Source organism: Rahnella sp. BIGb0236 (assembly GCF_004364755.1).
In the GTDB taxonomy this organism is placed as follows: Bacteria; Pseudomonadota; Gammaproteobacteria; order Enterobacterales; family Enterobacteriaceae; genus Rahnella; species Rahnella victoriana.
Genome location: NZ_SOAO01000007.1, coordinates 205650 through 232225, shown reverse-complemented (window position 1 = coordinate 232225; position 26576 = coordinate 205650). Strand labels below are relative to the sequence as shown.

Sequence of the window (26576 nt, the reverse complement as noted above, 5' to 3'; positions counted from 1 at the left end):
TAACGTTGCGCGATAAAAGGGATAACTAAATTTGTTTTGCCGCTGACGCCGGATATTCAGACGGTTGTTCACGAATAAGCACCCCGCCTTCATCGGCAAATTCATTACGTTGTTTGCCGTGGAAACATATCCAGCCAATGAATAACCCTGACGCCACGGTGGCGGACAAAATGGAATACAACACCAGCGGACCGGCATCAAGTAACAACGGAGTAACAAAGGCCAGCACGCCGCATAATAAACGTGAAATCGCGACGATAATGCCTTGCGCCGTGGAACGCAGCATGGTCGGGAAAGATTCCTGCGACCACACTTTCATGATCCCCTCGAAAGCCAGTCCGCTGCCGAGTGCGGTGAAGAATAAACAACAGAACCAGGAAGCCGGCGAGAAATTAAATAACACCGGCAGGAAGAATCCGCCCGCGAAACAACAGGCACCAAAAATAAAGGCGGGAATACGTTTCGGCGTATCGACGAAGCGCATAAATAAGATCCCCGCCAATACCCCGACCGGCATGGTCAGCAGGTTCCACAAGGAATTTTGCGCGACGCTGATCCCCACGACGTTAACCGCAATATAAGTACCAAACTGCCCGCCGGTATTGGCGGCAAGGTTGGTGAAGGCGTAAAACAGGCACAGGGCAACAAACGGCCACAGGTATTTTCCATGCAGGAGATCTTTAAACCGCGCGTTCTGCGCACGGATGGTCACGATCCCGGCCCGGCGTTCATTGCGGGCAACCAGCCATAACGGCGACTCCGGGATCGTGCAGCGCAGCAACAGTAAAATCGCGGCCACGGCGCAGACATGCAAATACATAATCTGCGCACCGGATCGTCCCCAGCCGCCGACCAGCGCGGAAATCGCCATCGTGGTGCCAATACCCAGAAACCACAGCAGATTCGACAGGCCGATAATTTTCCCGCGATTTTTGTCCGTGGCAGCTTCAGCAATGGTCGCCAGAGAGACCGGTAAATCCGCGCCGGTAGCCAGCCCGACCAACAGCGTGCCGATAAACAGCACCGGGAACGTATTGCCGAAGGCCAGCAGCAAGGTACCCAATATGATCATCACCATGGTGACAATAAACACTTTGCGTCTGCCGTAACAGTCGCCAAGTCTGCCGCCGAGAAATGCGCCCAGCGCAATACTCAGGGTTAATATGCCGGAGAGTATACCGATTTGTACGGCCGTGGTGCCGATCGTTTTCTGATAAATAACCAGCGCGGTCCCGTTGGAAACAATGGCGGCAGAATCAATATATGACGCCATGCCGGAAACCACCCCGACATACCAGGGATTAAGTTTTTTAGCGGTTGACATAATAATGTCCTTCAGAGGTAACGGTGAATAATAAAGGGCGTGAGTGTTCCTTTCTCTTTACTGTTATTATGGTTTTATGTAATTAATTTATATTATTAACGCGAATTACTGATGAACGGTTTCAATCACACTGTTACTGACCCGCATACGTTCCTGAGTAGGTGTGCGGTTAAATTGTTTTTTATAAGCTTCCGTCAGTCGGGATGTGGTAGAAAATCCGCACAGTCTGGCGATCTTTCCTATCGTTAAATCGGATGTGCGTAATAACTCCTGTGTTTTAAGTAAACGGTAACGTTGCTGGAATTTCTCCGGGGTAAACCCGGTGATCTCTTTTATAAAGCGGAACATGGTTCGCTTTGCCACGCCGCTTTCTCCACATAAATAGTCCCAGTTAATATTGCATGTATAATTCTCCCGTAAGTAATTTAACAGATGACGCTTGCCTGAGTCCGCATGGCTGGTACGGCATTCCCTGCGGCGGGCACATTGAAACATCATCACGATCATAGACAATAAATAGGATTCCGCCGTGGCAAAGTAAGAATCATCATAAACAGCATCACACAGGGCATTCATTTTTTCCGTCAGCTCGGTAATTTTGTCTAATTCTTCATTCGTCAGTCCTGCACGCCATTTTTTCAGTGGCGAGGTATGCTGGTGGATCCCCGCGGTCAGCTGACTGATATGATGAATAAAATGAAATGGCCGTGCTTTATGTAGCAGAATATTGGTAATTGACAACTTATTCGTGGATTCATAACAGTGAACGTCATTGGCACTGACAATGAAGAAATCACCTTTATGAATAAATTCCACCTGATCATTAATGATATGAAAGCCGCTGCCATGATGGACAATAACCAGTTCATCAAATTCGTGCCGGTGAACATCTTCCAGCGACTGACGATTCATATCGAATAAACTGAAAGCATGGCGCTCCGAAAGAAAGAAATCACTGACCTTGAGTATTTTCATGTATTCACCGCGTTAATGACTAAAATAAAATCCCTTTGATCACTGTGCGTAATAAAAATACCATTTCCTGATGAAATGATTAGACCGTAATAATTATGACAAGTCTATACGACGAACTGGCACTGTGGCGTAACCGGCCGTGATATTTGTTTCATTTTTGTATCTGAAATCTCATTTCAGCCACAGGACAAAAAAATGCGCAGAATAATCTGCGCATTTTATTGACGTCGGAAAACGTCTGCTATTTCGTCAAGGTTACGGCTTGTGCAAACGATGCTTGTGCCCTTTCATCAGGCTCAGCGAGGCTGAAAATGCTGCGCCTTCATCACCGGCCATGATCGCTTCATAAATCCGTTTATGTTCATTGAGACACATGCCGCCTTCTTTGGAGGAGTATTCAAAGAACCATTTGAAAATCGTGGTCAGCACGTTACCAAAAGGCACATAAAAACAGTTGCCGGAGGAGATGAAAATCATGCGGTGAAACTGGGTATCGATATCCACCCACTGCGCCGCATCGAAATTTTCCGCGACATGACACATCTGGCGATAGATACGTGAAAGTTCGATACGCTGCTCTTTGCTGGCGTTCACTGCGGCCAGCGCGGTGGCGTGGGGTTCGATGGCTTTGCGGAATTCCAGAAACTGGTGATAAATTTCTTCCGTCGCGTCCATTCCCTGCATCCATTCCAGTAACTGCGGATCCAGCATGTTCCACTGCGGACGCTCTTTCACGCGGGTGCCGATTTTCGGACGCGATTCCAGCAACCCTTTGGAGGTCAGCAACTTCAGGGCTTCCCGCAACGCGGTGCGGCTGACGCCAAACTGTTCGCCGAGTTCGATTTCATTGGGCAGGATCGCGCCGCACGCCAGCTCGCCGGAGAGAATTTTACGGGCGATATCACGGGCGATATGGGTGTTCAGGCCACGGGTCATGCCTGCGGCGGTTTCAAACTGCATGCTCATTCGCTTCCCTTTTTCCTGTGCAGAGTGCCGACATCATAGTTCAGGCGACGGTGCGCTGCATGCCCCCGCCGCCATGAATCTCCCGAACTGTGCGCTATGGCGCCATCTGCCCGCCATTGACGTCAAGGATCTGACCGGTGATATAACCGCTGCACGCATGGGAGGCAAAAAACAGGTAAGACGGTGCCAGCTCTTCCGATGTGCCAAAACGTCCCATGGCGATGGTGCCGGAGATTTTTTCACGCACTTCGGCTGTTTTATCCGCATGGAAAACCGTGTCGATGGTCCCCGGCGCAATCACGTTGAAGCGGATATTGTCTTTGGTGAATTCTTTCACCCAGTTGCGGTGCACATTATGCAGCCAGGCTTTAGAGGCCGCATACAGGCTGGCACCGGGGCCGCCGCCTTCACGACCGGCAATCGAACCGGTGCTGATCACCGAGGTGGTTTTGCCGCTCTGTTTCGCGGCGTGGCGCAGATGCGGGATGGCAAATTTGGTGACCATCAGCGCCGAACGGGCGTTAAGATCCATCACATGATCATAAAAATCGTCATCGATGTTTTCCAGCCCCTGACGTCCGCCCAGACCGCCCGCGTTATTGATCAGCACGTCAATGCCGCCGAAGCGTTCGACGAAATTCGCCACCAGCGCCTCGCATTCTGCGGATTGGGTGACATCCGCGCCAAAATACGCCACTTCACCGCCATGTTGGGCGATCTCTGCCGCCAGTTTATCGAGGCTGGCATCGTGGCGATGGCCGTTGATGCCGACTTTGGCCCCTGCGGCGGCGAATGCCTGTGCCGCTGCCAGACCAATGCCTTTGGTGGAACCGGTGATCAGAACACGCTGGCCTTTCAAATCGTTAAACATGGTAACTCCTTTATTCTTCAGGTTTATTCTTCAGGTTTATTCTTCAGGGATACTCAGAGGTGAGACGGATTGCCACGCCACGCGGAAAGCGTCTTCCGCTGCCGGTGCGTCGCCGTTATTGATACGAATATTCAGGATGCGGTTGCCGGTGAGAAATACCTTCAGTTCTGTGCGGACGTCGTCGTGACCGGTCACGCTAACGCGTTCCACCTGCCCGCGCGCACTGAGCGAGGTTTCGGTGGCTTCATCGAAATAGCCGTGGGTCTCAAACACGCTGGCGAAAATGGCGTTGGTGCCGTCCGTGCGTAACAGCAATGCCGGTTCGTTGCGCAGGTTGAAATGCGGATCGCCGGCACCGGTGCGGGCGACAATCAGTTCACCGCCCTCAGGAAACGCGCTGGTCAGCGTCCGGTAACGGTCGCTGTCAAGCCAGCTGAATAAGGCTGACTCTCCCGCCGCAATCTTCGCACGGGCGCAATCCCACAGATGCTGATAACCCTGCTGTTCACCCAGCGGTTTCAGCTCGCGGGCGGCATCCAGCGCAGGGTCGCAACGGACAAACTGGCCGAGATGATGCAGGCAATAATCGTAACGGTGCGGTTGATGACTGGTAAGGCGGAAGACATCGACCATCAGCGGCGACGGTAACCCGGGCAAATTCAGCATCAGCACCGTTCGCTGCTGATTCACACCGGGGTAATAGTCCCGCAGGCGCGCGCTCATGCCCTGTCCCGCCGGATGTTCAGTCACGAAGAAGTGCGACTCGCCCCAGCGGGTTTCCGCTTGCAGGCTGTTTCCGCCATGCTGACTTTGCCCGTCGACCACCACCGTGTTATGCGCGACGGTCTGTTTGCAGTAGGTGTTATTTTCCGGGATGTAGCGCCCGCCGAATTTAGGTTCGACGTTGACCCAGCGGCCAAAACCATAATCGCGCAGATATTCACGCCCGTGGCTGAACAGGCTGAGGTGCAGACCGTCGAAATGTCCGTGATTGAGGGCGGAATGCAGACGCGGAATGCTGCCATGCTGGCCGTACCACATCAGCGCCATGCTCTGATCGTGCGTACCATGACGCAGAATGCCGATACCGCCCTGGGTGCCTTCGGGGCCGTCGCGCAGCGCAACACTGCCCCAGTCAGCGGAGGTTGGCGGGGCATTTTTCAGCGCCGCAGAAAGTGGCAGCGCAGCCGCACTGACCCATATGCTTTGCTGCTGTTGAGTGACAGCGATCCACACCGGGTTCTGTGAATAGCGCGCATAGCAGACGCTGGCGGCAATGACTGCGCCGTCATCGCGGATATTAATGGTTTTTGAGGAGTCGTTCAGCGCAGGCCAGACGCCATCCGGGAAAGCCGTCTGCATCAGGGCTTCGCAGGTTTTGCGGATAATCTGATCGCGGAACTGATAAATCTGTAATTCCGGCTGTCTCCGTTCAATGGCTTCCGCCAGCAACAACAACGGACGCAGGGCGAAACGGTGATAATACGGCCCTTCGATGTAATACCCGTCCGGTGAAAACAGCTGACTGAGCTGGGCAAAGAAGCCGCCGCTTTCCCGGTCGCCCTTGAGGCCATACAGGGCTTTTTCCACCAGCGGGGCATCGCCCAGAACGTAACCACTGATCGCCGCCGCCGCTACCGACCAGATCCCGTGGTTATGCACGATATCAAAATCAGCGGTATGGCGGTTCAGCGCATCGTCCGCCATCACGCGGAACAGGCGGGTTTCAATGGTTTCACGCTGCGCGGCGTCCAGCGAAGCCATCACGCAGTGATACCCTTCGACGGCATACAGCCAGAACATATTTTCATTCAGCGTCTGGTGGAACAGTCTGCCGGGCGCATTGCTGTCTTTGCTGGTCGCGCTGCCGAGCGACGGATACATTTCCGCATACCCGTTGAGCAGCGCCAGCGCCCGCTCGCGGTAACGCGGTTCGCCGGTGATCAGGAATAAGCGTCCGGCAAGATTGAGGGTCAGATAATTTTGTTTATGCTGCGTATGCTCAGGACCGCCCGCTTCGCCGTGACCGGGGATCGCCACCGGCTGTTTCAGCGTGTTTTCCAGCGTGGCGATTTGCGCCCGCAGCGCGTCACCCAGAACCGAGTCCGTTTCACAGGCGGCGCGTAATTTTTTCGCTTCATCGATACTGATCAGCAGCGGTTGCCAGTGATTCATTTTTTCTCCTCCTGCGTCGCCGGGGCGACATACCCTGCCGCGAAGGACGGCAGCGACAGCAGCCAGGTTTCGCGTCCGGCTTCCATCACCGCACCGCGTGTGACGTCCTGATGATAGCCGCCGGAAGCGGACTGACCGGCAGGCGGTAAGGTAAAGGTCGCGCGGCGGATCTGCTGTTCGTAACGTTTTTCGCCGGTGGCGTTATCCGCCCACGACAGTAACGGCACCGGACGCACGCGGATCTGATCAAGCGATTTGTACGGCCACGCCACGCCGGGATCGGTAAAGCGGGCCATAAAATCCAGCGAGGTCAGCACGCTGCCGCCCTGAGGCGTGCGGTAATGCCAGAGATCGATGCCGTTTTTCTGCGCCAGCACCGCCATCATGCTGATGGCCTGTAAGTTGAAATAGCTGTAATGAAATGAGCGGGTGCGCGCCAGTTCGGCAGGTTGGGTGCCGTCGGGTTTCAACTGCACGTCGAGCTTACTTTTCATCAACGTCGCCATTTCACCGATCAGCGGTTTATCACCGAGATACCACGCAATGCCGGACACCTGTGTCACGTACCAGTTACCGTGGTTGTTCTCCGTGCGCCCTTCTTTTTTGGCAATTTTGCTGCCCTGCAACCAGTGCAGATAATCCTGCATCCACGCCCGCATCTGCTGTTCATCGTTTTCCGTCCAGGCCGGATTGCCCTGCAACAACACGACAGAATCCACAATCCGGGTGGAAAAATAGCGACCATCCAGCACGCCCGCGTTACGCCCCGGCGAAATCCCCGGCACGCCCTGAGCAAAATTCAGGTTCGGGTTCATGCGTGTTTCCGGCGTGATAAACCAGGCACGCAGCAGGCTGGCGGCTTTATCGGCATATTTCTGCTCACCGGAGAAATACCAGGCCAGCGTCAGGTTCTGCACCCGCGCGGTGAAATCCGCCAGCCTTACGCCATCACTCTGATCGTTTTTGCTGGCCGGATTCACCTGCCCGTCTTTGCGGATCCACGGCAGCCCGTCGGGTTTGCTGTCATCCGGCCACCAGTAGGCACTCAGGCTGAGGTAATCATGTTTTGACCCGCCCGGCGGCGTCATGCCTTTGTCGGTCACGCTCAGCGCGGGTTTCTTCAGGGCGGAATCCGCGGCAGCCAGCAGTTGCTGATACGCCAGTGCCGTTTGTGGCGCGGCCGTGTGTTGGTGAAGTTGCTGGCGAACCACGACCATTTGCGCCGGGTTCAGAAATGCCGGTTCCGCCGCCTGCGCGCCCGCCATCAGCCCCAGCATCAGGGCGATACCCGCCGTGATTCCCTTCTGCTTACCGCACCGCATTAACGTCATGTTTTCTCCCGGCTTGGCGCCGTTGATCTGTTGAGATTTCACGCTTTAGTCATACTAATAAAGCAATGAACCCCGGGTTTCGCCAGTCAGAAGTGGCTTAAATGCCGACAATAAGCCTAACAAGTGACCAGAATCACAATTTGATAACAAACTAAGCATTTCTTATTTGTCCGACTTTTAATTTCAAATCCCTCTTCTACGCTTGCTCAATACATAACCAAAAACATCTCACCCTACAAACGAGAGAGTAACGACAATGGATATCAACGTTCTGGTCATGATCGGTTACTTCGTCTTAATGATTGCCATCAGTTATGCGTTCAAGAAAATGGCTTCCGGCTCCTCAAGTCACTATTTCCGTGGCGGCGGGCGAATGCTCTGGTGGATGGTCGGCGCGACCGCCTTTATGATCCAGTTCAGCGCCTGGACCTTTACCGGCGCGGCCGGACAGGCTTACCGCTACGGTTTCAACGTGGTCAGCGTGTTCGCCGGTAACGTGTTTGGTTATCTGGTTGCCTGGTGGTGGTTCGCCGCCCGCTTCCGCCAGTTGCGTGTTGATACGGCAACAGAGGCGATTAATCATCGCTTCGGCAAAGGTAATGAACAGTTTTTCACCTGGATGATCATTCCGCTGAGCATTCTCAGCGCGGGGGTATGGCTGAACAGTCTGGCGGTGTTTGCCAGCGCGGTATTCCATCATGACATCACGCTGACGCTGTGGGTCACGGGGATTGTGGTGCTGGTGATTTCGCTGCTCAGCGGCGCATGGGGCGTGGTCGCCAGTGATTTTGTGCAGACGCTGGTGGTGGCGATTATTTCGGTTGCCTGTGCGGTGGTAGCGCTGTTTAAAGTCGGCGGCCCGGTGAAACTGGTCACTGAGTTTCCTTCCGGATTCCTCACCGGCCCGGACGTCGGCCCGCATTACATCTCGCTGCTGGTGGCCTGTTTCCTGTTTTTCTTTATCAAGAATGTGCAGAGCATCAATAACCTGCAGGATTCCTACCGTTTCCTGAATGCCAAAGACAGTTTCAATGCCAAAAAAGCGGCACTCTTCGCGCTGGTGCTGATGCTGGTGGGGACAATCATCTGGTTCATCCCGCCGTGGGCAGTGGCGATCCTGTATCCTGACGCGGCAACCGCACACCCTGAACTGGGCAAAAACGCCACGGATGCGGTGTATCTGATTTTTGCCGAACGCGCCATGCCGATGGGCACCGTGGGTCTGCTGATGGCCGGCTTATTCGCCGCTACCATGTCTTCCATGGACTGCGCACTGAACCGTAACTCCGGGATTTTTGTCCGCAGCTTCTGGACGCCGGTAATCAACCGCAACAGCGAACGCAGCGATAAATATCAGCTGCGCGTCGGTCAGATTGCCTGCGTGGTCAACGGCGTACTGGTCATTCTGGTGGCGCAATACATGCACACCATGCAGACCGTCAGCCTGTTCGATCTGATGATGAAAGTCGGCACGCTGATGCAGGCACCGATTGTCGTGCCACTGTTCCTCGGTGTGTTTATCCGCAAGACGCCGGACTGGGCGGCGTGGGTGACGGTGCTGTTTGGATTGTGCGTGTCGTATGTGGTGGCGAACCTGTTCACCGCGCCGGACGTCGCCCGTCTGCTGGGCATCACCCTGACCTCGCGTGAACTGCTGGATGTGGCGATCATGTGGAATATCTTTGCGCATCTGGTGTTTACCGGCGGGTTCTTCTGCCTGACGCAACTGTTCTGGCGCGAAACCGATTCGGCAAGAAATACCCAGCGTCGTAAATTCTTCACTGACATGGAAACGCCGGTGTATGCCGACCATGAACAGGATGAGTTTGACCGCTTGCAGCGCGATAAAATCGGCCGTATTTCGATGTACATGGGCGCGGGGTTATTGCTGATGGTGCTGGTGCCGAACCCGCTTTGGGGACGGATCCTGTTCCTGCTGTGTGCGCTGGCTATTTTGCTGTTCGGCTGGGTTTTGCACCGCAGCGCGGAGAAAGGCATGAAAGCGGCGCAGGCCGGTAAAGCGGCTAAACGCCATGTGGCGACGTCACAGCGGTAGATAAATGATGCAGGGTTTCTGGTGGAAGCCCTGCTTTTTTTTACAACAACCCACGCTGTATTAACGTTATGCGCGTGGCTTCGTTCAAATCATATCCGGGCAAATCGTCTTTGCGTACCCATGCATAGTCTTCAAATTCATCATTGAGAGTGATCGCGGTATTTTTCGCATGACAGTGGAAAAGCAGGTAAATCATGTAGATTTCCTCTGTCCGTCCATCCGGGTAGGTTTTGGTGCGTATATCATCACGGAACGTCCATGGCGTGATATGCGTCAGTTCCAGCGCCTCACCGAGTTCTTCCCGCACTTCGCGCAGCAAAGCCTGTTCTATGGTTTCGCCCGGTTCAACGCCTCCCCCGGACAATGCCCACTGACCGGGAAATACACCACGGCCGGAGGGCATTTTGCACAACAAATAGGTTCCCTGATGTTCAATTAACGGACAGACAATGGTTCTCTGGCGCACAGTGACTTTCCTTAGTGACAATTTTCAGAAGCCAAAAGTATCATAAAGCCGCCTTCCGCCCTGCGATTCAGGTCATAAAAAAACCCGCTTTGGCAGCGGGTTTTGATGGCAAACAAAAATGATGACGCAGCATATTTATTTGGGAAGCTCTGACACCTGTTTCACTTCCGTTTTGCTGATTTGCTGTTTCACACCATTGGCATCGGTATATTCCAGCAGACCGGAGTCGGCTTCTTTCGGTTTACCGTCACTAATGATGGTACGCGCATCATTGGTTTGAATCGCATAACTTGTACGGGTACAACCCGACAGCGCGGCGACACACATGATGGCGGCTAAAGGTAAAAGCATTTTTTGCGGCAATAAAGTCCTGTTCATCTTTCTCTCCTTTGTCATGATTTCCGGATAAATCAGTTATCCAGTTCACTCATGTTCTTCACCTGGTCGCGGTTAATTTGCTCAGTCTGACCCGTCTCGGCGTTTTTATAAGACACCAGACCGGTATCGTCATCGACCTGCGGTTTTCCGTCGGTGACGATGGTTTTCCCGTCCGTCGTTTTAATCGCCTGATTCGACGCACAACCTGCGACAAAAAGAATGGACACAGCGGCAAGTGATGCGGCAATAAGGTTTGCTTTCTTCATGGTGTTTCTCCTGAAACGGGATTCTGATTAGAAGTATGTGTCAGGTAATTATAGTCGCCCTGCCGGAGCGGTTTTCAAAATAGGACAATTGGAAGTTTTTGGTGAATTATCAGGCAAACACCATAAAATAATAATAACCTCGGGTAATCACGCAGGATAAATACGCTACGGGTATTTTAGTGACCGCAGAAATATTGCGTTTTCATGGCGTAATCCACGTGCAGAACGATGTCATTAACCATTCAGGGCTGTAATTACAGGCGGAGTGGATAAGGTGCCCTGAGAACAAAATTATCCCTGACAAAATAACAAAAAATGCAATCCGGATATGTTGCTGAGTCATTGAGGATGACCTCTTCTAAATACGTTAAATTTTTGCAGGTCAAAGCCTGGGCTTTCAACCTTCCGCTATAGAGTTTATCGGCGCTCCCCCGCTGAGCTTTAGCCTCCGACGGTGCAATGTATGCCTCCTGCCCTCCAGTGCAATAAAACGCGCTGACTTTTTGCGTCTTAATCCGTATCATACGCGCCACACGTACGCGTGCCGGATGCTGACTGCGGGAGCGAAACCGCCTTTTATCATCGGCCAGCGGGAGCATGAACGCGACCCGACCGGCATGCTGAACAAGAAACTCGCGTGGCAGGTTTCCCTGCTTCGCCACCAGACGAATTGAACATCAAAAAATGTCAGATACTCAGTCAGTTAACAAGAAAGAGCAGTACAACCTCAATAAGCTGCAAAAGCGCCTGCGTCGTGACGTAGGGAAAGCGATTGCTGACTTCGGCATGATCGAAGAAGGCGATCGCATCATGGTGTGTCTCTCCGGCGGGAAAGACAGTTACACCATGCTGGAAATTTTGCGCAATCTGCAACAAAGCGCACCGGTGAATTTTTCACTGGTGGCGGTCAACCTTGACCAGAAACAACCGGGCTTTCCGGCGCACATTCTGCCTGAGTATTTAGAAACGCAGGGCGTGGAATATAAGATTGTCACCGAAGACACCTATTCCATCGTTAAGGATAAAATTCCTGAAGGCAAAACCACCTGTTCGCTGTGTTCACGTCTGCGCCGTGGGATCTTGTACCGCACCGCCACTGAACTGGGTTGTACCAAGATTGCGCTCGGTCATCACCGCGATGACATCCTGCAGACGCTGTTCCTCAATATGTTCTACGGCGGCAAACTGAAAGGCATGCCACCAAAACTGATGAGCGACGATGGCAAGCACATCGTGATCCGTCCACTGGCGTACTGCCGCGAGAAAGATATCGAGCGTTTTGCGATTGCGCGCGAATACCCGATTATTCCTTGCAACCTGTGCGGCTCGCAGCCGAACCTGCAACGTCAGGTTATCGGTGACATGTTGAAAGACTGGGACAAAAAATACCCTGGCCGTATCGAAACCATGTTCAGCGCGATGCAAAACGTGGTGCCTTCCCATCTCAACGACATGAACCTGTTCGATTTTAAAGGGATCCGTCATGGCGACGCTGTTGTTGACGGCGGAGACCTGGCGTTTGACCGTGAAGATATTCCGATGCAGCCGGTAGGCTGGCAGCCGGAGGACGAGGAAGCGGCAGTTGCGGTGGAACGTCTCAACGTGCTGGAAATCAAATAACCTGCCGCGACCCGTCTGACGCGTCATTGAAAAGCCCGCTGCGAATGCGGGCTTTTTTGTTTTTCAGGCCAGCGTGACGGTATCTGTCCAGTTGTAATTGGTCATCTTAAGTTTTACCGGCAGGCTGAGTGAGCCGAAGTGCCGGTGCTGATTTTTCAGAAAGAACGTCCGCAACCCTTCCGGTAAATATTGCGCACTGTAACGCAGCACCGTGCTGTGCCAGAAAATCTGCGGGATAGCCCCGTTCGGGTAACGCTGTTTGATTTTCGACGCCCACGGCGTGTCGAGCAGATGATCGACCAGCGACTGTCTGATTTGCAGGCTTTTTTCATCCGGCGTCCCGGCCAGCAGAAGCTGATCCGGTAACGCGACCAGCCGCAGATCACTGATTTGCATGATATGTCCTGCGCAGTGTTGCTCGAAGATCGCGATCAGTTCCGCGCGGCGGGGTTCATCTTGCGGACGCGCATAAAGCGCCTGAGTGACAGCGAAAAAGGTGAAATGCATGCCGTTAAGCGGGGCAATGTCGGCCAGCGGATCGCCCTGCGCGGCGGTGTGCAGTTCCTGCAATAAGCCCGCCATTGCCGCCCCGGCGAGGTTGCCGCTGGTGATGGCCAGCCGGGTCGGATGATAGAAAGGCTCCGTGCGGATGGCGCCGGTCCCGGGGTGGTCATTCCATACAGAAACTGTTTTTTCGTTCGCGCTGTCATACGCCTGATGAATCATTTCCCTGGTATGCAAAGCGGGCTCCTGATAAGTGAAAATGAGATGAAACCGACAGTAACGGCTCTGAATGCACCTTGCAGAGGAAAAACCTCAAAAAGATTGAGCGAAATCAACATTAGAATCGCTGAATCGGTGCAGTATCTATTTCGCAGGTGAATGCAACGTCAAGCGATGGGCGTTGTGCTCCATATTGTCTTATTTCCAAATTTTTAGAATTAATGCATAGCACAATTTAATTCGAACGACGCCGGTCTTATTGACCGGCTTTTTTTTGCATTTTTTTCACAACATCAACCACTACTACGCCTCTACAACCATCTGCTCTTTTTCAGCCACAGCGCCACGCCGCCGCCCAGCGCAATCAGACAGGCGCAGAAAATCCCGAAACCAAAGGGTGAGGTATTTCCCGGAATGCCGCCCAGATTGACCCCAAACAGACCGGTCAGGAATGTCGCAGGCAGGAAAACCATCGCCAGCAATGACATGGTATAGGTGCGGCGGTTCAGGGAATCCGCCATCAGTGAACTGATTTCATCAGAAAGCACCGCCGTGCGCGCAATGCTGGCATCCAGATCATCCAGGCCACGGCCTAAACGGTCGGAGATCTCCTGCATCAGACGCCGGTCATCATCATTCATCCACGGCAGACGTTCACTGGCAAGACGGGAAAACACATCCCGCTGCGGTGCCATGTAACGACGCAGCACAATCAGTTGCTTGCGCAATAAAGCCATCGCGCCGCGCTCCGGCACCTGCTGTTCCATCAGGTCGTCTTCGATATCGATAATTTTATCGTGCAGATCTTCAATGAAATTGCTGGTGTGATCGGTCAGCGCATCGCAAATCTCCACCAGCCAGCGGCCGGTGTTGGTCGGTCCGCTGCCCTGTTTCATATCCCCGATCATCTCTTCCATGGAAAACACTTTCCGGTGTCGTGTGGAGACAATCATTTTATCGGTGAGATAGACGCGGATGGTGACCAGCTGGTCAGGGCGTGCATCGGCATTAAGATTGATGCTGCGCAGGGTGATCAGCGTCCCCTCGCCGACCCGCATGACTTTCGGACGTACGCTGTCACCGGCCAACGCTTCACGCACGGTGTCCGGCAGCACCGGCGTGCTGTTAATCCACTGTTCACTGGCAGGAAGGGTGTAATCGAGATGCAACCAGCAGGGTTTATCTTCGCTGGCAACACACTGCGGGCTGATGTGGTTCACACCGCCCTGTCCGTCCATCTGGAAGGCATAAACTGCATCTGAAACCTGTAACTCTTTTCCCTTGATGACGTCCACGACGTTCCTCACTTTTTCTTCGTTATCTCTGCTGATAGTAGCGTTAAGTGTCTGAAATTCAATTTTATCTACCCGCCGGGTGCCTGCATTTCTGCCAGCGCGGGCATCACTTTACGCATCATTTCAAGGAATTTTCGTAACCGTGCAGGGTAATAGCTGGAATACGGATAGACCAGATAAACCGGCAGCGGCAATGCATTCCAGCCGGGTAAAACCCGTTGCAGACGCCCTTCGGCGATATCTTCTTTCACAATCCACGAGGACACAATGCCAGCCCCCAGCCCGGAAAGCGCGGCCTTGCGTACGGCGTATAAGCTGTCCGTCGCCAGACGCGGCATGATCGTGCAACTGTCCATTCTGCCGTCGATATCATGACGCAGCGTGACCTCGTTACGGTAAAAGGTGCTTAATGCAATCCAGGGTAACTGCGGCAGTTCGCTGACGTCATTCACCGGATGCTGTTGCAGCAACGCGGGCGTGGCGACGGCAATTCGCGGCACCTCGGCCAGTAGAATGGCAACCATCGAGGGATCTGCGACGTTTCCCACCTGAATGGCGCAGTCGATATCTTCAGACATAAAGTCGGGCGTCCGGTCATTGAGCATCCAGTCGACCGAAAGCTGCGGATAACGCTGCAGATATTCCGTCAGCGGCGCGATCAGCTGATCCTGACCAAATGCATGGGGCGCGCGCACCCGCAGGATCCCCACCGGTTCATCCCCCGCACCGTGCAGCTGATCTTCCAGTGCCGTCCAGCGTCCCAGCAATAATTTCGCCTGCTCATAACAGCGTTCGCCGTCATCGGTGAGTTTCATCGCATGGGTGGTTCGCAGGATGAGTTTCGCGCCCAGCAGGCGTTCCAGCGACTGCAACCGGCGGCTGACGGTCGGCTGGCTGGTGCTCAGTTGTGTGGCCGCAGCGGACAGGCTGCCGCTCTCGACGATCCTCACGAAAGTTTGCATCAGGTCGATGCGGTCGATACCGCTGGTGACGGGATTGCTCATACGCCTCACGTATAACAGTTTTACCTTTCTGCAGGCTACCACTTATAACCATTCAGGTGAAGAATGCATTCCACGCAACCGAACATACAAATCAATTCTTCAGGGGTCACGTTATGTCAGAACTTACCAGCACATCCGCTGTTCCGGAATCTGCCCTGTCGGGCAAAATCATTTTCACCCTGGCCGCCGGTGCCGGATTAAGCGTCGCCTCAATCTATTACAGTCAGCCGATGCTCGGCATCATGGGCGGTAATCTTAAAGCCAGCACCACATCGGTCGGGCTGATCCCGACGCTGACGCAGGCGGGCTATGCATTGGGGATCCTGTTTCTTATCCCGCTGGGCGACCGCCATGACCGCCGCACCCTTATCCTGCTGAAAAGTATATTGCTGGCCGCTGCGTTGCTGCTCTGCGGTTTTGTGCCGGGCATTCACGGTTTACTGATCGCCAGCCTGATCACCGGTATCGGCGCGACGATGGCGCAGGATATCGTCCCGGCGTCAGCCCATCTCGCGCCAGCGGCGCAACGGGGGAAAACCGTCGGCACCGTGATGACCGGTTTACTGGTCGGGATTTTGCTTTCCCGCGTTATCAGCGGCTTTGTCGCTGAATATTTTGGCTGGCGGGTGATGTATCAGCTGGCGGCACTCAGCGTGGCGCTGATTGGCGTGGCGCTCTGGCGGGTATTACCGCGTTTCACGCCGGACACCCGTATCAGTTATACCGCTCTGTTGCATTCGATGTTTGGCCTGTGGAAAAACTATAAAACGCTGCGCCATGCCGCTCTGGCTCAGGGGTTGTTATCCGTCGCATTCAGCGCATTCTGGTCTACGCTGGCCATCATGCTCAATGAACATTTCCATCTCGGCAGTGCGGTTGCCGGGGCGTTTGGTCTGGCCGGGGCGGCCGGGGCGCTGGCAGCACCGCTGGCGGGTGCACTGGCGGATAAAAAAGGTCCGGCGCGGGTGACTCAGGTCGGGTCGGCGCTGGTGATGGTGTCATTCGCGGCCATGTTCCTGCTGCCGTTGTTGTCGCCACATGCCCAGCTGGCATTGATTGTGCTGAGTGCCATCGGTTTTGACTTAGGTATTCAGGCCACGCTGGTCGCCCATCAGACGCTGGTGTATGGCCTTGAACCGGCCGCCCGGGGTCGCCTGAACGCCCTGCTGTTCACCGTGGTATTCATCGGCATGTCAGCCGGTGCGGCGCTCGGCAGTAAAGCACTCGACGCCGGGGGCTGGACAGGTGTGGTGGCGCTGGCAACAGCCGCAGCGGGCGCGGCATTGCTGGTGCGTCTGTTCAGCCGTAAAAGCTGAGTGTTGAGATAAAATAAAAGCGCCCGCGGTTTTCACTCCGCGGGCGCTTTTTTGTCTCAGTGAGATCAGTGTTTAATGATGTACATTTCCTGGCTGTAAGCCACGTCTTCCGGATTGGTGATCGGATAGCCTTTCACCCAGGGTTTAATCAGACGTCCGTTGGTGTACTGATAAATCGGCGCAATCGGTGCCTGACCGGCGATAATCTGCTCGGCTTTGTTGTAGTCATCATTACGACGGGCGTCGCTGGTTTCCCGGCTGGCATCGCTGATCACTTTGTCGTATTCCGCGTTGCTGAACTTGCTGATGTTGCCGTTATGGGTGGAAGTCAGCAGTGACAGGAAGGTAGAGGCTTCATTGTAATCGCCGATCCACGAGGCGCGGATCACATCAAAATTGCCGGTGTTGCGGCTGTCGATATAGGTTTTCCATTCCTGATTCACCAGTTTCACTTCCGCACCCAGCGTCTTTTTCCACATCGAGGCCACTGCAATAGCGATTTTCTGATGGCTTTCTGAGGTGTTGTACAGCAGCGTCAGTCGCAGTGGTTTCGCCGGGCCGTAACCCGCCGCCGCCAGCAGGCTTTTCGCCTGCGCATTCAGCTCTTCCTGCGAATACTGTTGCAGCTCACTTTCGGTCGGTTTGAAGCCATTGGTCACGTCCGGCGTGAAACGCCACGCCGGTTTTTCACCGGTGCCCAGCACTTTTTCCGCGATGATTTTACGGTCGATACTCAGGGAAAGCGCCTGACGCACGCGCGCATCGTCGGTCGGTGCGCGGCGGGTATTGAAGGCGTAGTAGTACGTGCCAAGCTGATAGGGTGTAAACACCTGCCCCGGCAGATCGCGCAGCAGCTTTTGGTACTGATCTTTCGGGAATGACTCGGTGATATCGATATCATCGGCCAGATAGCGTTTCGTCGCATTCGACTCTTTGTTGATCGGCACGAAAGTGACTTTGGTCAGCACCGTGCGGGCGTGATCCCAGTAGTGAGGATTGGGTTCCAGCACCAGTTTTTCGTTGACCACGCGATCTTTCAGCACATACGCGCCGTTACCCACCAGATTGCCCGGTTTGGTCCAGTCGTTACCGTATTTTTCCACGGTGGCCTGATGCACCGGAAACAGACTGAAATTCGCCAGCAGGCTGACAAAATAAGGCACCGGTTTATCCAGTGTCACCCGCAGCAATGTCGGGCTGACGGCGGTGACGCCCAGTTTATCCACCGGCATTTTACCGGCGATGATAGCGTCGGCATTGGAAATGCCCGCCAGCCCGGCAAACCACGCGCCGGAGGACGAGCCTTTCGGATCGACCAGACGCTGCCAGCTGTAAACGAAATCCTGCGCCGTGACCGGATCGCCATTCGACCATCTGGCGTCTTTGCGTATCGTGAACAGGAATACCTGATTGTTCTGGTTTTGCCAGCTTTCGGCCACGCCCGGAATACTTTTGCCGCTGGCATCCTGATTCACCAGCCCTTCGAACAGGTCACGCGCGACCTGCGCTTCCGGCAGGCCGACCACTTTTGCCGGATCCAGTGAAGCGGGTTCATCTTTGATATGGCGGACAATTTCCTGTCTGGCGGCGAGTTGCGTACCGGCCGGCACCTGCGCAGCGAAGGCCTGACCGGCAGTCAGCGCGACCAGCGCAGCGCATAAGGAAGAGGATAAAAGCGGAAATGATTTTCCCTGCGGCATAAATTCTCCTGAACAGACAAAGGGCTACGCCCTGAAACATTCAGGAGTTTTATCATTATCGGGAATAATCCCCTATAAGAAATCATTCCAGATTTGCCTTCGCGCACAAAACCGCAGGAATTGACGAAAAAATGCCGGGTGAAATCAGGCTGAACCGGCGATGTCGATGCCGCCGCAATGGAATTTCAGGGCGGGATCCACATCCTGCGCCAGCCAGGTCGGGCCATCGAGATCAATAAACTTCGCGCCCGCCGTCAGCGGTAAGGCGGCGCGAACCGCCCGCGAAGTGCATAACATGCAGCCAAGCATGATCTCAAACCCCTGCTCACGTGCGGCGTCGGCCAGCGCCAATGCTCCGGTCAGGCCGCCGGTTTTATCCAGCTTAATGTTGATCATGTCATAGCGGTTTTTCAGTGCCGGCAGCCCTTCCACGGTATGGCAGCTTTCGTCAGCGCAAATGGGCAGCGGATGGATAAAGTTTTCCAGCGCCGAATCTTCACCGGCGGGCAGCGGCTGTTCCAGCATCAGGATGCCGAGATCTGCCAGCAGCTGACAGCGCGCCACCAGTCCGTCGCTTTGCCAGGCTTCATTGGCATCGACAATCAGCGAGGCGTTCGGCACGGCGGCGCGCACCGCCACCAGCCGTTCAGCAATCAGACGGTCATCGAGTTTGATTTTCAGCAGCGTCGCGCCCTGCTGCTGGAGGGCCAGCGCCGCTTGCGCCATGGCTTCCGGCGATCCGATGCTCACGGTTTGCGCCATGCTGATGGAAGGCAGCGGTTCAGTGCCGGTCAGTTGCCATAAATTCAGACCAAGGGTCTGGGATTCAAGATTCCACAGCGCGCAGTCCAGCGCATTACGGGCAGCGCCCGCCGGGAGTAAGTGTTGCAATTGTTCGCGGCTGGCGCCCTGTTCGACCGCAGTCACCACACTGGCGATCTGCGCCATGACTGAGGTTTCACTTTCGTCATAACGTGGATACGGCGTGCATTCTCCGACGCCACGGATGCCATTTTCTTCAATTTCGACCGCCACCACCCGCGCTTCGGTGCGGCTGCCACGGGAAATAACAAACGGCGTATGTAACGGCCAGGCTTCCGGATAAAAGCGAACACTTCTCATAGCAGTTCCTTTTGTTATGCATAATGGATACAACTATTTAGCAATTATTATATATCCAACCTACAAATGTTACCCTAAACTGAAAGCCGTTTGACTCCAATGGAAATAGGAAATAATCATGACCCAGACAGTACACTTTCAGAGCAACCCGGTGAGCGTTGCAGGCAAGATCCCTCAGAAAGGCGACGTGGCCAAGCCTTTCAGCCTGGTCGCTAAAGACCTTTCTGATGTCAGCCTGAGCAGCTTTGCGGGTAAACGTAAAGTCCTGAACATTTTCCCAAGCATTGATACCGGCGTTTGCGCCACGTCCGTGCGTAAATTCAACCAGCTGGCAGGCGAAATCGACAACACCGTTGTGCTGTGCATCTCTTCTGATCTGCCTTTCGCCCAGTCACGTTTCTGCGGCGCGGAAGGGTTATCTAACGTGATCACCCTCTCCACCTTGCGTGGCGGTGATTTCAAATCTGAATACGGCGTGGGCATCACCGACGGCGCGTTGTCCGGTCTGACTGCCCGTGCGGTAGTGGTTCTGGATGGTCAGGACAACGTGTTGTACAGCGAACTGGTGAACGAAATCACCACCGAGCCTGACTATGAATCTGCCCTGGCTGTGCTGAAGTAATTCCTTCTTAGCAGACAGCAGATGAAAAAAAAGCAACGGCTGAGTCCGTTGCTTTTTTATTGGGCGCTCTTCCTGAGACGCGAATTATTCTTCGCTTTCACCCGTTTCACCGCGACGGCTGCTGAGACCGTATTCGCGCAGTTTGTTGGCGATAGCCGTATGCGACACGCCCAGACGTTTCGCCAGTTTACGCGTACTTGGATAAGTGCGGTAAAGACGGGTCAGCACCGAGCGTTCGAAACGTTTGCTGATGTCGTCCAGCGAGCCGTTTAGCGCTTCTTCACCTATCGTCACTTCGGCGTCGAAGTCCGGCAGCACGATATCCTGCGGACGTAGCTCGCCGCCTTCCAGTTGCGTCAGTGCACGATAAATGGCGTTTTTCAGCTGACGGACGTTGCCCGGCCAGCCGTAATGCGTCAGGTAATTCGCCAGTTGCGGGGACAGTTTCGGACGCGGCATGCCCTGTTCATCAGAGAAGCGCGCCACAAACAATTCGGTCAGCGGCATCACATCCGCAGGGCGGTCACGCAGCGGCGGCAGTGTCAGGCTCAGCACATTCAGGCGGTAATACAAGTCTTCACGGAATTCACCGCGCTGCACCAGTTCCACCAGATTTTTCTGCGTGGCGCACATCACCCGGACATCCACTTTCACTTCATGCTCTTCACCCACGCGACGGAAAGTGCCGTCATTGAGGAAGCGCAGCAGTTTGATCTGCATTCTCGGCGACATCTCACCGATTTCATCAAGCAGCACCGAACCGCCGTTAGCCTGTTCGAAGAAGCCTTTTTTGCCCTCAAGGGCATTCGGATAGGCCCCTGCGGCATAGCCGAACAGTTCACTTTCCACCACGTCATCCGGCAGTGACGCACAGTTGAGGCCGAGGAACGGCTTTTTACCGCGTGCGCTGCGCAGATGGCAGGCATGAGCCAGCAAATCTTTCCCGGTGCCGGTGTCGCCGACAATCAACAGCGGCGCATCCAGCATGGCGAGTTTACGCGCCTGATCCAGCACATGACGCATTTTCGTGCTGACCGCCACGATGTGGTCAAACTCGCTGTCATCGTTCACCGTCAGATCCTGCAACTGACGTCCCATACGGGCCGCCGATTTCAGCATCACCACGGCACCGGCGATTTCGCCTTGCTGGTCTTCGTTATCAATGCGGATCGGCGTGAGATCCATCAGGAAATCCTGACTGCGGATCACAATGCGCTCGGTATGCGGTTGCGCGTTGCCGCTTTCCAGCCAGCGCGTGACGTTGTAACCGGTGATCAAGCTGGCCGCGGTTACATTGCGGATTTTGTCTTCATCGAGTTCAAACAATGCCAGCGCGGCCGGGTTGGCCTGCTCGACTTTGCCTTTCATATCAATGGAAAAAACCGGTTCCGGCATGGAAACCAGTAACGCGCGCAGTGCGCGATGCTCCCGTTCGGAAGGCAGGAAAGACACGGTACGGACATCGGTCACGCCATCGATACGGCGGATTTCAGCCATCAGGGCGCGAAAAGTATCAAAATCCAGTTGGGAAAAATTCAGGTAAATGCGGCCGATCGAGGCAATCTCGATCCCGCGTAAATCAATACTGCGTAAAACCAGTAAATCGAGGAGTTCACGGGTGAGACCCAGGCGGTCTTCGCAAAAAACTTCCAGACGCATCAGTGTTGACCTTTTTCTGCCGGTGCGGAAATCGCTGCAGGCATAATACTCTTTCATGTACACCGGAAGAAGAGACTGTCACGAAAAGTTGACAAAATAATTCGCTGGCAGATATCCGGCTGTCATGATGATCCTGCATGCCTTGCGCTGTCACAGTGATTTCTGCTGGCCGCAACAGGCGGATGCCGGTTTCTCACTTCGCCCTTTTTCTGCTACTATCGCCCTTCTGATTTCATCGCCAAATGGTTCCCGACTATGAAGTTCGTCTCCTTTAATATCAACGGATTGCGCGCACGTCCGCATCAGCTTGCCGCCATTATCGAACAGCACCAGCCTGACGTAATTGGTTTGCAGGAAACCAAGGTGCATGACGACATGTTCCCGCTGGAAGAAGTCAGCCAGCACGGTTATCACGTGTTTTATCACGGCCAGAAAGGCCATTACGGCGTTGCCATGCTGACGAAGCAGGAACCGGTGGCTGTACGCCGTGGTTTCCCGGGTGATGACGAAGAGTCTCAGCGCCGGATCATCATGACCGATATCGAGACACCGCAGGGCATTCTGACGGTGATCAACGGCTACTTCCCGCAGGGCGAAAGCCGCGACCATCCGACCAAGTTCCCGGCCAAAGAGAAGTTTTATCGCGATTTGCAGGAGTATCTGACTACAAGTTTGTCCGTGAGTAATCCGGTCGTGGTGATGGGCGATGTGAATATCAGCCCGACGGATCTGGATATCGGTATCGGCGAAGACAGCCGTAAACGCTGGCTGCGCACCGGCAAATGTTCTTTCCTGCCGGAAGAACGTGAATGGATGGATCGCCTGAAAGGCTGGGGTCTGATCGACACCTTCCGCGCCGCGAATCCTGAAACTGCCGATAAATTCTCGTGGTTTGATTACCGTTCACGCGGCTTTGATGAAAACCGGGGTCTGCGTATCGATCTGATCATGGCAAGCACACCGCTGGCCGCGCGCTGTACCGCAACCGGTATTGATTACGATATCCGCGCCATGGAAAAGCCTTCTGATCATGCGCCAATCTGGGCAACGTTCGACCTGAAATAATGACCATGAAGACGATTGACGTGGTCGCCGCCCTGATCGAGCGGGAAGGCAAATTGCTGCTCGCCCGTCGGGATGCGTCCGGCGATCAGGCCGGTTTGTGGGAATTTCCCGGCGGAAAAGTCGAAGCCGGAGAAACTCAGCCCGCCGCACTGGTGCGCGAGTTGCAGGAAGAAATGGGCATTACGGCGACGGTGGAAGAGTTCATCGCCACCAGCGTGATGCAGCAACCGGCGCGGTTAATCCGTTTGCATGGCTGGCGGGTCAGCGGCTTCAGCGGCGTGATAACGTTACAGTGTCACTCAGAATACTGCTGGGTTTCGCCGGATGAGGTGCGTTCGTTTGAACTGGCTCCGGCAGATATTCCGCTGATCAATGCGTATCTGACGAAATCCACCCCGTCATCCTCGCGGTAAATAAAAAGGCGCGGAAGGTTTCCCGTTCCGCGCCTTTCTTTTCACGTTTCAGTCACGTTTCAGAAAGCGTTATTTCTTTAACACTTCCCATTTGAGTTCATTGGTACCCACCACATTCGGATCGCGTGAGCACTGTAATACCACGCTGTCAGCGGTGACCACCGCCCCCTCGCTGTAACTCTGGTTGTTGTAGATACAGCAATTGTGGCAGGTCGGCGCGCTGTTATTGTTGTTGCCGCTGTTCTCCCAGATCTGCGGCGGCAACGGCACCACGACATCCGCACCGTTGCCAATATTGCTGCGGTTCGCCATGGCCGGTACCGCCAGCAGCGCGCAGCCTGCCAGCAATGCCATCAGCAGGTTATTCATCAATACGTTTTTCATCACTGTTTGCTTCCTTCCCTTTGGTGCTCGCTTTGCGTCGTTTAGGGGCGCTTTTGCTTTTCGCTGCGCCCCCCGCCGGTTTGGAAGGCAGGCTGCGGAAAGCCGAAGACACGCGGTTCGTTTTGGCCTGTATGATGAGATTCTGCAACGTGGCGACCAGCGGTTGCATAAAGTCCTGATAACGGCAGCTCTTTTCACTGATACGCGTCAGCGTGGATTCCCAGTCAGCGGTCATATCAGGGCGCGCGGCAATGTCCGGCAGCGAATGGATCAGCGCGCGGCCGGTGTCGCTGGAATGAATGTAGCGCCCTTTTTTGTACAAAAATTCGCGGCGGAACAGCAACTCGATAATCCCGGCACGTGTGGCCTCCGTACCCAGCCCGTCGGTCGCGCGCAGAATTTTTTTCAACTCTTTATCCTGCACAAAACGCGCAATACCGGTCATGGCTGAAAGCAATGTGGCGTCAGTAAAAGGCCGTGGCGGCTGAGTCTGACGTTCAACCACTTCCCCGCGTTCGCACAGCAGTTCGTCACCTTTGGCGACCACCGGCAGCGGCGTGCCTTCGTTTTCCTCGTCGCGTTCTTTACTGCCCAGTAAAGTGCGCCAGCCCGCTTCGGCCAGAAAACGCGCCTTGGCGATAAATTTACCGCCCGCGATATCCAGGTCGATCACGCATTTGCGGTAAACCGCATCAGGGCAGAATTGCATCAGATATTGTCGCGCCACCAGACCATAGATCTTGCGTTCATCGTCGGTCAGGTTGACGTTGCTGCTGCGCGCCGTCGGGATAATCGCATGGTGCGCATCCACCTTTTTGTCGTCCCAGCACCGGTTGCGTATATCGGTATCCACCACCGGTTGCGGCATCAGATCAGGCCGGTGAACGCCGATGGCGTTGATGACGGCATGACGCCCGGCAAAATGCTCCTCTGGCAGGTATCGGCTATCCGAACGCGGATACGTAATCAATTTGTGCGTTTCGTATAATTTCTGGCAGATATCGAGGATCTGCTGGGCGCTGAAACCAAAGGCTTTCGAACCTTCAATCTGCAAAGTGGAGAGCGAAAACGGCAGCGGCGCGATGTCGTTCTCACGTTTATCATTATAGCCGGTGACCATCGCCGGTTGTCCGGCAATGCGCGCCACCACATGATCGGCCAGCGGACGGTGCAGCAAACGCCCTTCTTCATCCTGATACGGCTCGCAGGAATCACTCGGCTGCCACAGCGCCACAAAACGCTCTTCGGCAGGCGTCACGATATGCGCTTTCACTTCAAAGAAATCTTTCGGGATGAAGTTTTCGATGTCTTCATCACGTCGCACCACCAGCCCGAGCACCGGCGTTTGCACGCGGCCAACGGACAGCACGCCGTTGTAACCGGCATTACGCCCGAGAATGGTGTAGGCGCGGGTCATGTTGATGCCGTACAGCCAGTCGGCGCGGGCACGGGCCAGCGCCGACACACACAGCGGAATAAAGTCGCGGTTGTCACGCAGGCGGTCAATGGCACGTTCCACGGCCTGCGGGTTAAGATCGTTAATCAGGCAGCGTTGGGTCGCCTGCCGTTTTTCCGGCGTCAGTTCGAGGTAATCGAGCACTTCATCTACCAGAAGTTGCCCTTCGCGATCCGGGTCACCGGCGTGGACGACCTGCGTCGCTTCGAGCAGCAAACGTTTGATGACGTTGAGTTGTTTGGCGACAGAAGAGCGCGGCTGAAGTTGCCACTTTTCCGGAATGATCGGCAGATCGGCCAGCGACCAGCGCGCAAAGCGGCTGTCGTAGGCGTCGGGCTGCGCCTGTTCGAGTAAGTGACCGACGCACCAGGTCACCACCTGATCGTTGCCACAGGCAATATAACCGTCGCCGCGACGATGAGGTTTCGGCAGGACATCCGCGATGGCGCGGGCAAGGCTGGGTTTTTCGGCAATGAACAGACGCATCAACATGCACCCGTTTGCGGTGTGATCGCTACAGAGATTTCCATTGTCCCATCCTTCATTTCACTACGTCCTCATCATGCAGAGGGGGCTATGTTAGCCGCTGGCGGCGTAATTAGTAAGACGGTTAGAAGCTTCTGAGACAGCAGTCGCTCATTATGGCAGCAAAAAACCGGTTTAATCGGAAAACGCCGATTAAAACCGGTTAATAAATGCGCCGCCAGGATTTAGAGGTGGCTGACGAAAGGTGTGCTGTCGGCCGGGATCACCTGCAGGCTGGCTTTCAGCTGTGGCGTGCCGAGGTAGAGAAATCCGACGATTTTGTCGTTTTCACCGCATTTGAATGCCTTGCGCACATCCGCATGGTCGGTCCATGCGCCGGTGCGCCAGATGCCGTTAAAGCCCTGCGCCAGCGCGGCCATCTGCATGGCGTGAACCGCACATCCGGCAGACAGCAGTTGCTCCCACTGCGGCACTTTCGGGCTGTCTTTGCAGGTGGCAATCACGGTAATGATTTGTGGCGCACGTAATGGCGCCTGCGTGGCCTTTTCAATGGCTTTTTCATCCGCGCCGTCTTTAATGGCCGCTGCACGCAGCACTTCACTGAAACGGGTCAGGCCGTCGTTTTCAGCAATCACGAACCGCCACGGCTGTAATGCCCCATGATCCGGCGCGCGCATACCGGCATGAATGATGTTTTGCAGCGCTTCGCCCGCCGGTGCAGGAGCAGCCAGACGGGAAGCAGAACGGCGGTTAAGTAATAAGTCCAAAGCATCCATGATGTTCTCCTGAGAATAAGGGCTATTTGGATTACGTTAACATAAGCGTAACGCCTTTTTCCAACGTACACATGGCTTTCAGATAATGCATCACTGCCAAATCCTGACATGATTTAAAGCTGACATT

24 protein-coding genes and 1 pseudogene are annotated in these 26576 nt (G+C 54.7%); 7 read left to right on the top strand and 18 right to left on the bottom strand.

Annotated elements, in window-relative coordinates; genetic code table 11:
• Positions 1–25: 25 nt before the first annotated feature.
• The 6 genes from EDF78_RS16085 to EDF78_RS16060 all read right to left on the bottom strand — a co-directional run bounded on the left by EDF78_RS16085 (position 26) and on the right by EDF78_RS16060 (position 7642).
• Positions 26–1324: an MFS transporter gene (locus EDF78_RS16085; RefSeq protein ID WP_119827140.1), complete on the bottom strand. Its 1299-nt coding sequence runs from the start codon at positions 1322–1324 to the stop codon at positions 26–28.
• A 105-nt stretch (positions 1325–1429) separates the two neighbouring features.
• Complete coding sequence (locus EDF78_RS16080; RefSeq protein ID WP_133823472.1) at positions 1430–2299, bottom strand: helix-turn-helix domain-containing protein; 870 nt, start codon at positions 2297–2299, stop codon at positions 1430–1432.
• A gap of 255 nt (positions 2300–2554) precedes the next feature.
• Positions 2555–3265 (bottom strand): FadR/GntR family transcriptional regulator, encoded by a 711-nt coding sequence (locus tag EDF78_RS16075; RefSeq protein ID WP_133823471.1) that lies wholly within the window; start codon positions 3263–3265, stop codon positions 2555–2557.
• 94 nt (positions 3266–3359) lie between these two features.
• The gene (locus tag EDF78_RS16070) at positions 3360–4136 is read right to left on the bottom strand and encodes an SDR family NAD(P)-dependent oxidoreductase (protein ID WP_095921902.1); all 777 of its coding nucleotides are present in this window, start codon (positions 4134–4136) and stop codon (positions 3360–3362) included.
• Positions 4137–4172: 36 nt separating this feature from the next.
• Positions 4173–6311, bottom strand: a complete 2139-nt coding sequence (locus tag EDF78_RS16065; protein WP_133823470.1) for a heparinase II/III family protein — start codon at positions 6309–6311, stop codon at positions 4173–4175.
• Positions 6308–7642: an alginate lyase family protein gene (locus tag EDF78_RS16060; protein ID WP_133823469.1), complete on the bottom strand. Its 1335-nt coding sequence runs from the start codon at positions 7640–7642 to the stop codon at positions 6308–6310. The genes EDF78_RS16065 and EDF78_RS16060 overlap by 4 nt, the downstream gene beginning before the upstream one ends.
• A 256-nt stretch (positions 7643–7898) precedes the next feature.
• Here EDF78_RS16060 and EDF78_RS16055 point away from each other — a divergent pair, with 256 nt between their 5' ends.
• Positions 7899–9698 carry a transporter gene (locus EDF78_RS16055; protein WP_133823468.1) on the top strand — a complete coding sequence of 600 codons (1800 nt, stop codon included), beginning with the start codon at positions 7899–7901 and terminating at the stop codon, positions 9696–9698.
• A 40-nt stretch (positions 9699–9738) separates the two neighbouring features.
• On the opposite strand, the gene nudI is transcribed toward EDF78_RS16055, so the two are convergent.
• From nudI to EDF78_RS16040, 3 genes are all read right to left on the bottom strand, one after another.
• Positions 9739–10164 (bottom strand): nucleoside triphosphatase NudI, encoded by a 426-nt coding sequence (gene nudI, locus EDF78_RS16050; protein WP_095921898.1) that lies wholly within the window; start codon positions 10162–10164, stop codon positions 9739–9741.
• A 135-nt stretch (positions 10165–10299) separates the two neighbouring features.
• Positions 10300–10527 carry a YgdI/YgdR family lipoprotein gene (locus EDF78_RS16045; protein WP_195817515.1) on the bottom strand — a complete coding sequence of 76 codons (228 nt, stop codon included), beginning with the start codon at positions 10525–10527 and terminating at the stop codon, positions 10300–10302.
• Between the two features lie 47 nt (positions 10528–10574).
• Positions 10575–10808: a YgdI/YgdR family lipoprotein gene (locus tag EDF78_RS16040; protein ID WP_095921896.1), complete on the bottom strand. Its 234-nt coding sequence runs from the start codon at positions 10806–10808 to the stop codon at positions 10575–10577.
• 476 nt (positions 10809–11284) lie between these two features.
• Here EDF78_RS16040 and EDF78_RS25825 point away from each other — a divergent pair.
• Positions 11285–11389, top strand: a pseudogene (locus tag EDF78_RS25825) (site-specific integrase); the annotation flags it as partial.
• Positions 11390–11492: 103 nt separating this feature from the next.
• Positions 11493–12428: a tRNA 2-thiocytidine(32) synthetase TtcA gene (gene ttcA, locus EDF78_RS16035; protein ID WP_133823467.1), complete on the top strand. Its 936-nt coding sequence runs from the start codon at positions 11493–11495 to the stop codon at positions 12426–12428.
• A gap of 63 nt (positions 12429–12491) precedes the next feature.
• Here the strand turns inward: ttcA and EDF78_RS16030 are convergent, their stop codons facing one another.
• The 3 genes from EDF78_RS16030 to EDF78_RS16020 form a co-directional block, all read right to left on the bottom strand.
• Positions 12492–13169: a hypothetical protein gene (locus tag EDF78_RS16030; RefSeq protein WP_133823466.1), complete on the bottom strand. Its 678-nt coding sequence runs from the start codon at positions 13167–13169 to the stop codon at positions 12492–12494.
• A 293-nt stretch (positions 13170–13462) separates the two neighbouring features.
• Positions 13463–14446, bottom strand: coding sequence for a zinc transporter ZntB (zntB, locus tag EDF78_RS16025; RefSeq protein WP_095921893.1), 984 nt, complete (start codon positions 14444–14446; stop codon positions 13463–13465).
• A gap of 68 nt (positions 14447–14514) precedes the next feature.
• A complete protein-coding gene (locus EDF78_RS16020) occupies positions 14515–15450 on the bottom strand; it encodes a LysR family transcriptional regulator (RefSeq protein WP_133823465.1) in 936 nt (311 codons plus the stop codon).
• A gap of 113 nt (positions 15451–15563) precedes the next feature.
• Between EDF78_RS16020 and EDF78_RS16015 the strand changes: the two genes are divergently transcribed.
• The gene (locus EDF78_RS16015) at positions 15564–16766 is read left to right on the top strand and encodes an MFS transporter (protein ID WP_133823464.1); all 1203 of its coding nucleotides are present in this window, start codon (positions 15564–15566) and stop codon (positions 16764–16766) included.
• Between the two features lie 65 nt (positions 16767–16831).
• Here the strand turns inward: EDF78_RS16015 and EDF78_RS16010 are convergent, their stop codons facing one another.
• Complete coding sequence (locus tag EDF78_RS16010) at positions 16832–18466, bottom strand: ABC transporter substrate-binding protein (RefSeq protein WP_095921890.1); 1635 nt, start codon at positions 18464–18466, stop codon at positions 16832–16834.
• A 144-nt stretch (positions 18467–18610) separates the two neighbouring features.
• Positions 18611–19588, bottom strand: a complete 978-nt coding sequence (gene ycjG, locus EDF78_RS16005; protein ID WP_133823463.1) for an L-Ala-D/L-Glu epimerase — start codon at positions 19586–19588, stop codon at positions 18611–18613.
• Positions 19589–19706: 118 nt separating this feature from the next.
• Here ycjG and tpx point away from each other — a divergent pair, with 118 nt between their 5' ends.
• A complete protein-coding gene (gene tpx, locus EDF78_RS16000) occupies positions 19707–20210 on the top strand; it encodes a thiol peroxidase (RefSeq protein WP_095921888.1) in 504 nt (167 codons plus the stop codon).
• 84 nt (positions 20211–20294) lie between these two features.
• Here tpx and tyrR read toward each other — a convergent pair whose 3' ends face one another.
• The gene (gene tyrR / locus EDF78_RS15995; RefSeq protein ID WP_095925130.1) at positions 20295–21869 is read right to left on the bottom strand and encodes a transcriptional regulator TyrR; all 1575 of its coding nucleotides are present in this window, start codon (positions 21867–21869) and stop codon (positions 20295–20297) included.
• Positions 21870–22124: 255 nt separating this feature from the next.
• Here tyrR and xthA point away from each other — a divergent pair, with 255 nt between their 5' ends.
• Positions 22125–22934 carry an exodeoxyribonuclease III gene (gene xthA, locus EDF78_RS15990; protein WP_095921887.1) on the top strand — a complete coding sequence of 270 codons (810 nt, stop codon included), beginning with the start codon at positions 22125–22127 and terminating at the stop codon, positions 22932–22934.
• On the top strand, positions 22934–23347 hold the full coding sequence (locus tag EDF78_RS15985; protein WP_119827166.1) for a pyrimidine (deoxy)nucleoside triphosphate diphosphatase: 414 nt from the start codon (positions 22934–22936) through the stop codon (positions 23345–23347). Before xthA ends, EDF78_RS15985 begins: the two co-directional genes overlap by 1 nt.
• A gap of 69 nt (positions 23348–23416) precedes the next feature.
• Here EDF78_RS15985 and EDF78_RS15980 read toward each other — a convergent pair whose 3' ends face one another.
• From EDF78_RS15980 to EDF78_RS15970, 3 genes are all read right to left on the bottom strand, one after another.
• A complete protein-coding gene (locus EDF78_RS15980; RefSeq protein ID WP_119827168.1) occupies positions 23417–23731 on the bottom strand; it encodes a DUF1496 domain-containing protein in 315 nt (104 codons plus the stop codon).
• On the bottom strand, positions 23709–25673 hold the full coding sequence (locus tag EDF78_RS15975) for a DNA topoisomerase III (RefSeq protein ID WP_166654464.1): 1965 nt from the start codon (positions 25671–25673) through the stop codon (positions 23709–23711). Before EDF78_RS15975 ends, EDF78_RS15980 begins: the two co-directional genes overlap by 23 nt.
• Before the next feature lie 224 nt (positions 25674–25897).
• Positions 25898–26449 carry an NAD(P)H nitroreductase gene (locus EDF78_RS15970; RefSeq protein WP_095921884.1) on the bottom strand — a complete coding sequence of 184 codons (552 nt, stop codon included), beginning with the start codon at positions 26447–26449 and terminating at the stop codon, positions 25898–25900.
• Positions 26450–26576 lie beyond the last annotated feature (127 nt).